Source organism: Streptomyces sp. NPDC052040, assembly GCF_044548405.1.
Classification (GTDB): domain Bacteria; phylum Actinomycetota; class Actinomycetes; order Streptomycetales; family Streptomycetaceae; genus Streptomyces.
Window position 1 is genome coordinate 270,396 of the sequence record NZ_JBIUBV010000001.1, and the last position, 12,637, is coordinate 283,032.

10 protein-coding genes are annotated in these 12,637 nt (G+C 67.8%); 3 read left to right on the forward strand and 7 right to left on the reverse strand.

The annotated features are described in order from the left end of the window. Nucleotides 1-65: 65 nt before the first annotated feature. Nucleotides 66-452 carry a VOC family protein gene (locus tag ACIHAA_RS01140; RefSeq protein WP_399811361.1) on the reverse strand — a complete coding sequence of 129 codons (387 nt, stop codon included), beginning with the start codon at nucleotides 450-452 and terminating at the stop codon, nucleotides 66-68. 219 nt (nucleotides 453-671) lie between these two features. Continuing rightward, nucleotides 672-2,201 carry a helix-turn-helix domain-containing protein gene (locus tag ACIHAA_RS01145; RefSeq protein ID WP_399811364.1) on the reverse strand — a complete coding sequence of 510 codons (1,530 nt, stop codon included), beginning with the start codon at nucleotides 2,199-2,201 and terminating at the stop codon, nucleotides 672-674. A 307-nt stretch (nucleotides 2,202-2,508) separates the two neighbouring features. Between ACIHAA_RS01145 and acnA the strand changes: the two genes are divergently transcribed. The 3 genes from acnA (at nucleotide 2,509) to ACIHAA_RS01160 (ending at nucleotide 6,598) form a co-directional block, all read left to right on the forward strand. Next, nucleotides 2,509-5,223: an aconitate hydratase AcnA gene (gene acnA, locus ACIHAA_RS01150; protein ID WP_399811366.1), complete on the forward strand. Its 2,715-nt coding sequence runs from the start codon at nucleotides 2,509-2,511 to the stop codon at nucleotides 5,221-5,223. A 143-nt stretch (nucleotides 5,224-5,366) separates the two neighbouring features. Then, on the forward strand, nucleotides 5,367-5,714 hold the full coding sequence (locus ACIHAA_RS01155) for a transposase (protein WP_399813671.1): 348 nt from the start codon (nucleotides 5,367-5,369) through the stop codon (nucleotides 5,712-5,714). Then, nucleotides 5,711-6,598, forward strand: coding sequence for an IS3 family transposase (locus ACIHAA_RS01160; protein ID WP_399811369.1), 888 nt, complete (start codon nucleotides 5,711-5,713; stop codon nucleotides 6,596-6,598). The genes ACIHAA_RS01155 and ACIHAA_RS01160 overlap by 4 nt, the downstream gene beginning before the upstream one ends. A gap of 195 nt (nucleotides 6,599-6,793) precedes the next feature. On the opposite strand, the gene ACIHAA_RS01165 is transcribed toward ACIHAA_RS01160, so the two are convergent. The 5 genes from ACIHAA_RS01165 to ACIHAA_RS01185 form a co-directional block, all read right to left on the reverse strand. Continuing rightward, nucleotides 6,794-7,084 carry a barstar family protein gene (locus ACIHAA_RS01165; RefSeq protein WP_399811371.1) on the reverse strand — a complete coding sequence of 97 codons (291 nt, stop codon included), beginning with the start codon at nucleotides 7,082-7,084 and terminating at the stop codon, nucleotides 6,794-6,796. Nucleotides 7,085-7,141: 57 nt separating this feature from the next. Continuing rightward, nucleotides 7,142-7,501 carry a ribonuclease domain-containing protein gene (locus ACIHAA_RS01170; protein WP_399811373.1) on the reverse strand — a complete coding sequence of 120 codons (360 nt, stop codon included), beginning with the start codon at nucleotides 7,499-7,501 and terminating at the stop codon, nucleotides 7,142-7,144. 49 nt (nucleotides 7,502-7,550) lie between these two features. Further along, the gene (locus ACIHAA_RS01175; RefSeq protein WP_399811375.1) at nucleotides 7,551-7,856 is read right to left on the reverse strand and encodes a VOC family protein; all 306 of its coding nucleotides are present in this window, start codon (nucleotides 7,854-7,856) and stop codon (nucleotides 7,551-7,553) included. 49 nt (nucleotides 7,857-7,905) lie between these two features. After that, the gene (locus ACIHAA_RS01180) at nucleotides 7,906-8,271 is read right to left on the reverse strand and encodes a hypothetical protein (RefSeq protein ID WP_399811378.1); all 366 of its coding nucleotides are present in this window, start codon (nucleotides 8,269-8,271) and stop codon (nucleotides 7,906-7,908) included. Between the two features lie 187 nt (nucleotides 8,272-8,458). After that, a complete protein-coding gene (locus ACIHAA_RS01185; RefSeq protein WP_399811381.1) occupies nucleotides 8,459-12,262 on the reverse strand; it encodes a GH92 family glycosyl hydrolase in 3,804 nt (1,267 codons plus the stop codon). Nucleotides 12,263-12,637 lie beyond the last annotated feature (375 nt).

Sequence of the window (12,637 nt, forward strand, 5' to 3'; positions counted from 1 at the left end):
TCACTGGCGCAGAGCCCGTTCACCAAACGAAATCACCTGCTCACGGAGGGTCTACGACCCCGGAGTCAGTCTCCTCCGCTCCCGTACGGCCGGGTCAGGATCTCCAGCCTGTGGCCGTTCGGATCGTCGAAATACGCCCCGCGCCCACCGTCCCTGCGGTTGATCTCGTCCGGGTGCTCGTGATGCGGATCCGCCCAGTACCGCAGGCCCGCCTCCTGGATACGCCCGAAGATCGTGTCGAAGTCGTCCTCCGAGACGAGGAACGCATAGTGCTGCGGATCGATCGATTCGGCACTGTCCATGAAGTCCAGCGTCACACCGTTCGGAATCTGCACCGGCACGAACGGCCCGTACTCCGGCGCCACCTCCAAACCCAGCAGATCCGCGAGAAACCGCGCGGACGCCTTCTTGTCATGCGCTGCGACGATCGTGTGATTGAGTTCGACTGCCATGGGTCGGCCTCCTTCCCCCTGAGTCCCTGAACCGCTTCCCACGCTAGCGACGCCCCGGAACGACGCCATCGGCCCCCGGTTCCATCCTCCTCCGCCCCTGGACCGAGGACCAAGGGAGGAGGATTGGTTCCGCCCCGCCGGGGGGGCACGACAGCCCGAGGCCCCCATGCCGCGCCATGCGCGTGTGGGGGCCTCGGGGTGCGGTGGTGCGTGAGGGGGCTAGATGTTGCGGAACGTCTCGATCTGCGCGCCCACCGAGTTGAGGCGTTCGGCCAGGTCCTCGTAGCCGCGGTTGATGACGTAGACGTTGCGCAGGACCGAGGTGCCCTCGGCCGCCATCATCGCCAGGAGGACCACCACGGCGGGGCGCAGGGCCGGCGGGCACATCATCTCGGCGGCGCGCCAGCGGGTCGGGCCCTCCACCAGGACGCGGTGCGGGTCGAGCAGTTGCAGGCGGCCGCCGAGGCGGTTGAGGTCGGTCAGATAGATGGCCCGGTTGTCGTACACCCAGTCATGGATCAGCGTCTTGCCCTGTGCGGAGGCCGCGATGGCCGCGAAGAAGGGGACGTTGTCGATGTTCAGGCCCGGGAACGGCATCGGGTGGATCTTGTCGATGGGCGCCTCCAGCTTGGAGGGCCGCACGGTGAGGTCGACCAGCCGGGTGCGGCCGTTGTCGGCCACGTACTCCGGGCTGCGGTCGTGGTCGAGCCCCATCTCCTCCAGGACCGCCAGCTCGATCTCCAGGAACTCGATCGGTACCCGGCGCACCGTCAGCTCCGACTCGGTGACGACCGCGGCGGCCAGCAGGCTCATCGCCTCGACCGGGTCCTCGGAGGGGGAGTAGTCGACGTCGACGTCGATGGTGGGCACACCGTGCACGGTGAGCGTGGTGGTGCCGATGCCCTCGACCGCGACGCCGAGCGCCTCCAGGAAGAAGCACAGGTCCTGGACCATGTAGTTGGAGGACGCGTTGCGGATGACCGTGACCCCGTCGTGGCGGGCGGCGGCCAGCAGCGCGTTCTCGGTCACGGTGTCGCCGCGTTCGGTCAGCACGATGGGGCGGCCGGGGGTGACGGACCGGTCCACGACGGCGTGGTAGTGCCCCTCGGTGGCGGTGACGTCCAGACCGAAGCGGCGCAGGGCGATCATGTGCGGTTCGACGGTACGGGTGCCGAGGTCGCAACCGCCCGCGTACGGAAGCCGGAAGCGGTCCATACGGTGCAGCAGCGGGCCCAGGAACATGATGATGGACCGCGTGCGGCGGGCGGCCGCGGCGTCGATGGCCTCCAGGTCGACGTCGGCGGGCGGCACGATCTCCAGATCGACACCGTCGTTGATCCACCGGGTGCGTACCCCGATCGAGGCCAGCACCTCCAGAAGGCGGTACACCTCCTCGATGCGCGCGACCCGGCGCAGTACGGTGCGCCCCTTGTTGAGGAGCGAGGCGCACAGCAGGGCCACACAGGCGTTCTTGCTCGTCTTGACGTCGATGGCACCGGAGAGCCGACGGCCGCCCACCACGCGGAGATGCATGGGACCCGCATAGCCGAGGGACACGATTTCGCTGTCCAGGGCCTCGCCGATCCTGGCGATCATCTCAAGGCTGAGGTTCTGGTTGCCGCGCTCGATCCGGTTGACGGCGCTCTGGCTGGTGCCCAGCGCCTCGGCGAGCTGCGCCTGAGTCCAGCCGCGGTGCTGCCGGGCGTCACGGATGAGCCTGCCGATACGTACGAGGTAGTCGTCTGACATGAGACTGAGGTTATCTCAGATATGAGATGGCGCCTGTTGGCGGGGTCCGTTCGGGTGACGTGCGGAAGTCGGCCGCGGGCGGTTTTGGGCGTGCGTCGGGCAGCCTCCGGCGGCTCGGTGGGTGGATCCGGCATGACCAGCCCGCACCCATGTACTAGAGTTATCTCGACATCGAGATATCTGCCGAGGCGCACCGCAGCCCCCGCCCCGGTAAGGCGTACCTAACTTAGCCTTACCTTAGCGGATCGGCGAGCCGTCATGGCGGCAGGATTGCGGTGGAACGCGCACATCAATGAAGGAGACTGTCGTGTCGGCGAACAGCTTCGACGCCCGCAGCACGCTGCAGGTGGGCGACGAGTCGTACGAGATCTTCCGGCTGGACAAGGTGGAGGGCTCGGCCCGCCTGCCGTACAGCCTCAAGGTTCTGCTGGAGAACCTGCTCCGTACCGAGGACGGCGCGAACATCACCGCCGACCACATCCGCGCCCTCGGCAGCTGGGACTCCCAGGCCCAGCCGTCGCAGGAGATCCAGTTCACGCCGGCCCGCGTGATCATGCAGGACTTCACCGGCGTGCCCTGTGTCGTGGACCTCGCCACCATGCGTGAGGCCGTGAAGGAGCTGGGCGGCGACCCGGCGAAGATCAACCCGCTGGCCCCGGCCGAGCTGGTCATCGACCACTCCGTCATCGCCGACAAGTTCGGTTCGAACGACGCCTTCAAGCAGAACGTCGACCTGGAGTACGGCCGCAACAAGGAGCGCTACCAGTTCCTGCGCTGGGGCCAGACCGCCTTCGACGAGTTCAAGGTCGTCCCGCCGGGCACCGGCATCGTCCACCAGGTCAACATCGAGCACCTGGCCCGTGTCGTGATGATCCGCGACGGCAAGGCCTACCCCGACACCCTGGTCGGCACCGACTCGCACACCACCATGGTCAACGGCCTCGGCGTCCTCGGCTGGGGCGTCGGCGGCATCGAGGCCGAGGCCGCGATGCTCGGCCAGCCGGTCTCCATGCTCATCCCGCGCGTCGTCGGCTTCAAGCTCACCGGTGAGCTCCAGCCCGGCACCACCGCCACCGACCTCGTGCTGACCATCACCGAGATGCTCCGCAAGCACGGTGTCGTCGGCAAGTTCGTCGAGTTCTACGGTGAGGGCGTGGCCGCCACCTCCCTCGCCAACCGCGCCACCATCGGCAACATGTCGCCGGAGTTCGGCTCCACCGCCGCGATCTTCCCGATCGACGACGAGACCCTGAACTACCTGCGCCTGACCGGCCGCTCCGACCAGCAGGTCGCGCTCGTCGAGGCCTACGCCAAGCAGCAGGGCCTCTGGCTGGACCCGAAGGCCGAGCCGGACTTCTCCGAGAAGCTCGAGCTGGACCTCTCCACGGTCGTCCCGTCGATCGCCGGTCCGAAGCGCCCGCAGGACCGCATCGTCCTCGCGAACGCCGCCGAGCAGTTCAAGACGGACGTCCGCAACTACGTGGACACCGCCGACGAGGCGGGCAAGGAGTCCTTCCCGGCCTCCGACGCCCCGGCCTCCGCCAACGGTGTGCCGTCCAACCCGGTCCAGGTCACCGCCCCCGACGGCACGACCTACACCATCGACCACGGCGCGGTGACGGTCGCGGCCATCACCTCCTGCACCAACACCTCCAACCCGTACGTCATGGTCGCCGCCGCCCTGGTGGCCAAGAAGGCGGTGGAGAAGGGCCTGACCCGCAAGCCGTGGGTCAAGACCACCCTCGCCCCGGGTTCGAAGGTCGTCACCGACTACTTCGACAAGGCGGGCCTGACGCCGTACCTGGACAAGGTCGGCTTCAACCTGGTCGGCTACGGCTGCACCACCTGCATCGGCAACTCCGGCCCGCTGCCGGAGGAGGTCTCCAAGGCCGTCAACGACCACGACCTCGCGGTCACCTCGGTCCTCTCCGGCAACCGGAACTTCGAGGGCCGGATCAACCCCGACGTCAAGATGAACTACCTCGCCTCCCCGCCGCTGGTCGTCGCGTACGCCCTCGCCGGTTCGATGAAGGTGGACATCACCCGTGACGCCCTGGGCACCGACCAGGACGGCAACCCGGTCTTCCTGAAGGACATCTGGCCCTCCGAGGCCGAGGTGAACGACGTCGTCGCCAACGCCATCGGCGAGGACATGTTCAACAAGTCCTACCAGGACGTCTTCGCGGGCGACGCCCAGTGGCAGTCCCTGCCGATCCCGACCGGCAACACCTTCGACTGGGACGCCGAGTCGACCTACGTCCGCAAGCCCCCGTACTTCGAGGGCATGCAGATGGAGCCGTCCGCCGTCACCGACATCGCCGGCGCCCGGGTGCTGGCCAAGCTGGGCGACTCGGTCACCACCGACCACATCTCCCCGGCCGGTGCGATCAAGGCCGACACCCCGGCCGGTACGTACCTCACCGAGCACGGTGTGGAGCGTCGTGACTTCAACAGCTACGGCTCCCGCCGCGGCAACCACGAGGTCATGATCCGCGGCACGTTCGCCAACATCCGCCTGCGCAACCAGATCGCGCCGGGCACCGAGGGCGGCTACACCCGCGACTTCACCCAGGACGGCGGCCCGGTCTCCTTCATCTACGACGCCTCGCGCAACTACATCGAGCAGGGCACCCCCCTGGTCGTCCTGGCGGGCAAGGAGTACGGCTCCGGCTCGTCCCGCGACTGGGCCGCCAAGGGCACCGCGCTGCTCGGTGTGAAGGCCGTCATCGCCGAGTCGTACGAGCGCATCCACCGCTCGAACCTCATCGGTATGGGCGTCCTGCCGCTCCAGTTCCCGGAGGGCCAGTCCGCCGACTCCCTCGGCCTGACCGGTGAGGAGACCTTCTCCTTCTCCGGTGTCACCGAGCTGAACGAGGGCACCACCCCCCGCACGGTCAAGGTCACCACCGACTCCGGTGTGGAGTTCGACGCGGTCGTCCGCATCGACACCCCCGGTGAGGCCGACTACTACCGCAACGGCGGCATCATGCAGTACGTGCTGCGCAGCCTGATCCGCAAGTAAGCGGTCCGGCACGGCAGCCGAGGGCCGCATCCCCGCCCGGGGGTGCGGCCCTCGCCGCGTCCCGGGACCGTACGAGTCCCCAGAGAGCGGCCCCAGGGCGTCCCGGACGAAAGACCCTAGTGCTGTGAAGCTTCCCCTTGATTGTGGACACCTGGAGACTGGGATCTGGAAGTTCCAGAGGAAGTAGCACCAGGTGGGAAGCAACTACATGGCGGTACACCGAGGAGTTCAAGCGGGACGCGATCGCGCTCGTTGATTCTTCGGGCAGGACAGTCACCGCCGTCGCCCGGGAACTCGGCATCAGCCCCGAGTCCCTGCACGGCTGGTACCCCCAGGCGAAGGCGGACCGGGGCGAGGGCGAGTCCGGTGAGCTGACCAGCGCCGAGCGCGAGGAACTCAAGCGCCTGCGCAAGGAGGTCCGTGAACAGCAGCAGACGATCGAGATCCTGAAAAAAGCGACGGCCTTCTTCGTGAAGGAGAACGACCGGTGAGCGAGCTGTACCGGTCGATCCATGCGGAGAAGGCGACGTACCCGATCGTCCTGCTGTGCCGGGTGCTGAAGGTCGCCCGCTCCTCCTACTACGCCTGGTGCGAGGGCGAGGCCGCCCGTCGTGCCCGGCAGGCCGCCGACGACGCGCTCGCCCATGAGATCACTGTGGTGCACATCGCTTCCCGGCACACCTACGGTGTCCCGCGCATCCACGCCGAACTGCGCCGCCTGGGCCGGCGAGTGAACCGCAAGCGCGTCGCCCGCGTGATGCGTGAGCGCGACATCCGCGGCGTCACCCGGCGCAGGCGACGTTCGCTGGCCCGGCCTGATGCGAAGGCGAGGCCGGCCCCGGACCTGATCGGCCGCGACTTTCATGCCGAGCGCCCCGGGACCAGGCTGGCCGGCGACATCACTTACCTGCCCACCGCCGAGGGCTGGCTCTACCTCGCCTGCTGGCTCGACCTGGCCACCCGCGAGGTCGTCGGCTACGCCATGGCCGACCACCACCGCGCCGAGTTCGTCGTCGACGCGCTCGACATGGCCCACGGCCGGGGCGGACTCGAGCCCGGCTGCGTGATTCACAGCGATCGCGGCAGTGCATACACATCGGCCCAGTTCCGGCAACAGATAGGGAAGTTGAGGCTGCGGCAGAGCTGCGGACGCACCGGATCATGCTTCGACAACGCCGCCGCGGAAAGCTTCTGGGCTCTACTCAAGGAGGAGATCGGCACCCGTACCCGGCCCGACCGGGCCACCGCCCGCGCCGAGGTCTTCTCCTTCATCGAGACCTTTTACAACCGCCGTCGCCTGCGCAAGCACAAGACATTCGGCTACCTCACCCCGGCCGAGACCAGGCGGCGGCATCAGCACGCCCTCGCGGCATGACGATCACGTGTCCGAGATCACGGAGAAACTTCACTGGCGCGGGCGGCCCTCGTTTCGGCCCCTCCGGGGTTCGTCGTCCAGGTGGGACATGACGAAGCCGCTTTCCTCAGAGTGCCGGGCCAGGCGTGCCATTTCGGTAGTGCCGTCTGCTGGCCTGTCCTACCGGGTTCCGAACCCGGTAGGACAGGCGCTATGTCATTCGAACGTCACGGTGAAGCGATCGGAAGATCCGAAGGGCTGATCCTGTGACTGAACGCGGAGGAGGAGATCGCGAATCCTCTCGAATTTGCTTTCACCCAGCGCCGTTCTGCTGAGCTCCGACTCCTTCCAGACGATCTCGATCGGTCGTTCTACGTCCGTCGACAGTCGATCCCACAGAGCGCTCAGATTGGCTCCGTAGTAGGGGCCGAAATCCAGAGCTCGCGACAAGAACTCATGAAGATCGCTTTCGGAGCGAATTTCCGCGCCGTCGATTTCAATCCTCACGAGTTCTCACTTCCAGTTGGGCAGCTTATAGAAACTCTTGTAGTGGTCGCTGGTCACCTAGGCGAGCCCGTCATTCGAATAGACCAGTCGAGTTCCTGGCTGCTTTGATCGCTTCATCATGTTGTCGATCCCTACGTCCGCCTCATACCAGGTCCGCCCTGGAGCGGGGGGCAGCAGCCCGTCAAGATTTTCGAACACGTCTCCGCCCATCTGGGCGCCGGGAATTTTGTTTCCCAACGCCTTTCCGGGCTCCCAGCCGGCAGCTTCGGCTTGCGTCTTGGTCACGTAGTTACCGGGCAGCTTCCCCGTCGTACGGAGACTGTCGATCAGCGGATTCGCCGCCTCCGCAGTTGCAAGATCAACGTCGAGCGGCGTGCACAAGGAGTTGTGCACGAGTACCGGCGTGGCCCCTGCCATCACATAGTACGTGTGCTACGCGACCCCTCTCCACCTGCTTTTTTGCAGGTCAGCGATGGTTTGACGGTCCATCGGTGTTCGTGGATGTGCGCCGAAGTCCGTGGTTGTTGCCGTCGGGCGTGCCGGCTGTTGCCGGATGTCCGGTGTCGGCACCGAGGTCAGCCAGCGGGAAGAGCGCCAGGGCCAGTCCCTTGCCGATCTGGTAGAAGACGATCTCGTCCAGATCGGGCAGCGGTGTCGAGCCCAGGCCATGGCTGTAGAACTGGCGGCTGGCTTTCAAGTTCTCGACCCCCAGTGTCACCAGGTTCAACTGCTGGTTCATGAATTGCGCCCATGCGCCGTAGGAGATCACCACCCGCAGCAACGCTATCGTCACAACAGGGCGAAAGTTGCCTGATGCGGCACTAGATCCAGCCCGCGGCCTGGGCGATTGCGAAGGGGGCCGGGACCAGGGCCGTCATGCCGAGCCACAGCTGCAACGGTCTGCCCTCCTGCCACGGAATGAGGACGTCCACCACCAGCACCATGCCGAGGACGAACCCGCCGCCCAGCACGGCGCCGAGCGTCATGCCGAGGGTGTTGTCCGGCGCCCTGCCGCCGCAGCCGAAGCCGTCGACGCAGTCGATCACCGCGTACCGGGCCAGCAGCCACCGCACACACAGACCGGGGACGATCGCGATCAGTCCGATCAGCAGATTCGCCACGGCGGGCGCCCACCAGGAGGCGATGGTGACCTTCTCGTGCCCACCGCCCGCGCCGGAACCGTGCACAGCCCGCCCTCTCCCCGTTCATTGCGTTCGTACAGCTAGATGACCACGAGAGCACTGCGGTTGCCCTGTTCGCGCCCGGGTGCGGCCAACACCGCCCCCACGAGTGACCCCGGGGGCGCGCGGGGGTACGACGACGGGGCGGGCACGGAGGAGACCCCGCGCCCGCCCCGCTTCCCGGAGGCGGTGTTCAGGCGAGCAGTTCCACCTCCGCCAGCGTCGACTCGTTCTTCAGGGCCAGCCGGTAGCGGGCGTAGGAGCCCGGGTGGGGGATCGAGAACACCCGGGTCTGCCGGTCCCAGGCGAAGGACTCGCCCGAGCGTTCGTCCAGGGTGGTCCAGTGGGTGCCGTCCCGGGAGCCCTGGAGGGTCCAGTCCGTGGGCGCCCGTGTGTGGTCCGCCGGTGAGGTCAGGGTGTACTGGACGGCCTTGGCGGGAGCCGCCACCGGCAGGTCCACCCCGGTCACGGACGCCTCCGTCATCGAGGTGTTGTCGAAGAGCGGCCCGTCGCCCCTGAGGACGTCCGCGCGCGGCGCGGGCACCTTGTCGTCCTGGGTGATCGACACCGGTGCCGCGTCCTTGCCGCTGCCCCAGGCCGACGGCCGGGGTCCCATGTCGAAGTCCAGCACCCCGCCCCGGGAGAGCAGGGCGTGCGGCAGCGCCGTCGAGATCCAGGGGCGGCCGTTGACCTTCAGCCCCTGGACATACACGTTCCGGGTGCTGTTCCGGGGAGCGTTGACGACCAGATCCCGGCCGTTCTCCAGGTGCACGGTGGCCTTCTTGAACAGCGGCGACCCCACGGCGTACTCGCCGCTGCCCATCACCAGCGGATAGAAGCCCAGCGCCGAGAACACGTACCAGGCCGACTGCTCCCCGTTGTCCTCGTCGCCGTGGTAGCCCTGGCCGATCTCGCTGCCGTTGTAGAGCCGGGAGAGCACCTCGCGGACCTTCGCCTGGGCCTCCCAGGGGCGGCCCGCCGCGTCGTACATGTAGATCACATGGTGGGCGACCTGGTTGGAGTGGCCGTACATGCCCATCCGGACGTCACGCGCCTCGGTCATCTCATGGATGATCCCGCCGTACGAGCCCACGAACTCCGGGGAGGCCGTCTCCGGCGTGGCGAAGTACGCGTCCAGCTTGTCGCCGAGCCCCGCGCGGCCGCCGTAGAGGTTCGCCAGGCCCCGGCTGTCCTGCGGGGCGGTGAAGGCATAGCCCCAGCCGTTGGTCTCGGTGTAGTCGTAGCCCCACACCCGCGGGTCGTACCGCGCGGAGTCCACGCGCCAGGTGCCCTGGGCGTCCCGGCCCTGGAAGAAACCGGCCTTGGGGTCGAAGAGGTCGACATAGTCCCGGGCGCGGTTCAGGAAGTACTCCGACTCCTCCCGGTAGCGCTTGGTGCCGGTCTTCTCGTAGAGCGCCTGGCCCATCCGGGCGATGCCGTAGTCGTTGACATAGCCCTCCATCGCCCAGGACAGGCCCTCGCCGGTACTGGTGCTGGTGTAGCCGAGGAAGGGGGAGGTGGCCATGCCCTTGCGGCCGACGCCGGAGGCGGGCGGGGCGACCGTCGCGTTCTTCACCGCCGCGTCGTAGGCGGCGGCCGCGTCGAACCTCACGCCCTTCACATAGGCGTCTGCGAAGGCCACGTCCGAGGAGGTGCCGGTCATCAGGTCCGCATAGCCGGGCGAGGACCACCGGGAGGTCCAGCCGCCGTCCTTGTACTGCTGCACAAAGCCGTCGACCAGCTCACCGGCCTGCTTCGGGGTGAAGAAGGAGTACGCGGGCCAGGTCGTCCGGTAGGTGTCCCAGAAGCCGTTGTTGACGTAGACCTTGCCGTCGACCAGCTTCGCCCCGGTGTGCGTCGGCGTGTCCTGCCCGGTCATCGGGGAGAACGGGGACGCGTACCGGTATCCCGAACCGACCTTCTCGAAGCCCGAGTTGGGGTAGAGGTACAGCCGGTACATCGACGAGTAGAGGGTGGTCAGCTGGTCGGTGCTCGCGCCCTCCACCTCGACGGTGCCGAGCAGCTTGTCCCAGGCCCGCTGGGCGCGTGCCTTCACCTGGTCGAACGAGGTCCCGTCCGGGGCCTCCTGGCGCAGGTTGTCCTTCGCCTGGTCGATGCCGATGAGCGAGGTGGCCAGGCGCAGGGTCACCGTGTGGTCGGCGCCGGGCCGCAGCCGCAGATAGCCCTTCACTCCCGAGGCCGCGCCGTCCGTCACGGGCGCGTCGAAGACCCCGTAGACGAACAGGCGGGTGGCCCCCGTCGACAGCCCGGACTTCACATCGGAGTAGCCGGTCACGACCCCCTTGTCCTTGTCGAGGGTCAGCCCGGCCTGCTCGGTCACATTGTCGAAGATGACACTCGCGTCCTCCCCGGGGTAGGTGAAGCGGAGCACCGCCGCGTGGTCCGTCGGCGTCATCTCCGCCTTGACGCCGTTCTCGAAGGTCACCCCGTAGTAGTAGGGGCGCGCCGTCTCGTTCTCGTGCCGGAAGGCCAGCGCCCGCGCGCTCCGCCCGGTGTCGGGGGTGCCCGCGGCGGCCGACGGCATCACCTGGAAGGTCTGCCGGTCGCCCATCCAGGGGCTCGGCTCATGGCTGGCGCTGAACGCCTCGATCGTGGGCAGATTGTCCGCGTTGTTGGCCCGCGCGTAGTCGTAGAGCCAGCTCAGCGAGCCCGCGTTGGTCACCGGCGTCCAGAAGTTGAAGCCGTGCGGCAGGGCGGTCGCCGGGAAGGTGTTGCCGCGGGAGAAGGAGCCGCTGGAGTTGGTGCCGCGGGTGGTCAGCGCGTAGTCCGACAGATGCGCCTTCGGCTTGTCCGGCGGCACCGGCCCCAGGGCGATGTCGTCCAGCCAGCCGCGGAAGGACGCCGGTCCCTTCGGTGAGTCGTACGCCACCAGGATCCGGTCCACGGTCCTGCCCGCCGCGACCGAGCCGATGCGCGAGGCGACGTCGTTCCACTGGTTGACGTACAGCGCCTTGGACGCGCCCTGGCCCTCGGGGGTCAGCGGGAAGCCGTGCTCGTCGAGCGCTCCGAGGCCGCTGAGCGAGGTGCCGTCGGTGAAGTCGAGGTCGACGGAGACATTGGTGGCGTCGTAGTCGCGGTCCTTGTCGGCCATCGAGGGGAAGATCCGGTACGACAGCCGGGTGTCCGGCTCGACCCGCACGTTCACGTCGAAGACCTTGTTGTACGAGTACGCCCGCCCGTCGGCGGTATGGGTCCCCGCGTATCTGAGCGCCCGGCGGCCGGTGAAACCGGCGCCCGCCTTGGCGGTGGGGGAGCCGATCGGGCCGCGGTCCACCAGGGTGCGCATGTCCCTGGGCGCGGGTTCGGTGTCCTTGCCGGTGGAGAACTGCACATCGGCGAGCTGGAGCAGGTCCGCGCCGCGGTTCCTGGTGATGTCCAGCCGGAAGTGGGCGTACTCGGCGGGCTCCGCGAGGTCGTAGGACTTCGTCTGGAAGCGCTGGTCGAAGGATGCGCCGGTGCGGGTGTCGAGGGTCTTCCAGTCCTTGCCGTCCGTGGAGCCCTGGAGGGTCCAGTCGGCGGGGTCCCGCTCCGCGAAGTCGTTGGCCGACGTCAGCGCGTAGGTGACCACCTTCACGGGCGCGTCGAGGTCGAACTCCACCCAGCCGGTGGGCGCGAAGGTGAGCCACTTGGTGCCGGGCTCGCCGTCGACGAGGTTCTCCTTGACCTCGCCCGCCCCCGCGTTCTCCGCGCTGGCCCGGACATCGGTGACCTCGTCGGTCACATTGCCGGGGATGCCCGTGGTGAATCCGCCGTCCACCCCCGAGGCGCGCTTGCCGCCGTCCGCGTCGGTGTCCACGGTGTTCAGCCAGGTCGGCGCCGGATCGCCGGTCTCGAAGGAGGTGGCGAACTCCCGCTGCGCGGGCGGTTCCTGGCGGGGGAGTGCCACCGCCGCGCCTTGAAGTCCCGCCAGTAAGGCGAAGGCGGCCGTTGCCACGACCGCCGACCGAGCCCGTCTGTGCCGAGATCTGCGCTGCATGCGCGAGCACCCTCCCTGCGCTGTGAACATACGGACAACGTTGTCAGAACTATCAGCTCTGCTGCGCAAGGCACCAGTAGGTTCCAAGTGCCGTGTGATGTCAAGGGCGTTGAGTGTGGCATTCGGGGCCATTGCGGCGGATATCCGGTCCGAGTGACATACAGGCATCCCGTATTTCCGCGAGGTCTCAACTCGGAAAAGCACACCGTCAACCTTGCATTCGATCTTGCTCAGCTGGCGGGAAGTGGACTATACCTGTCGGCGTTCGGACTGCTGCCACCGTGGGGTACGGCCGTTCCGGGCGGGCACGACCGGGGGAATCGGGAGGCGGTGGACCGCTTCCGGTACGACGGGACGCCGTCCCGTTCCGCCGAA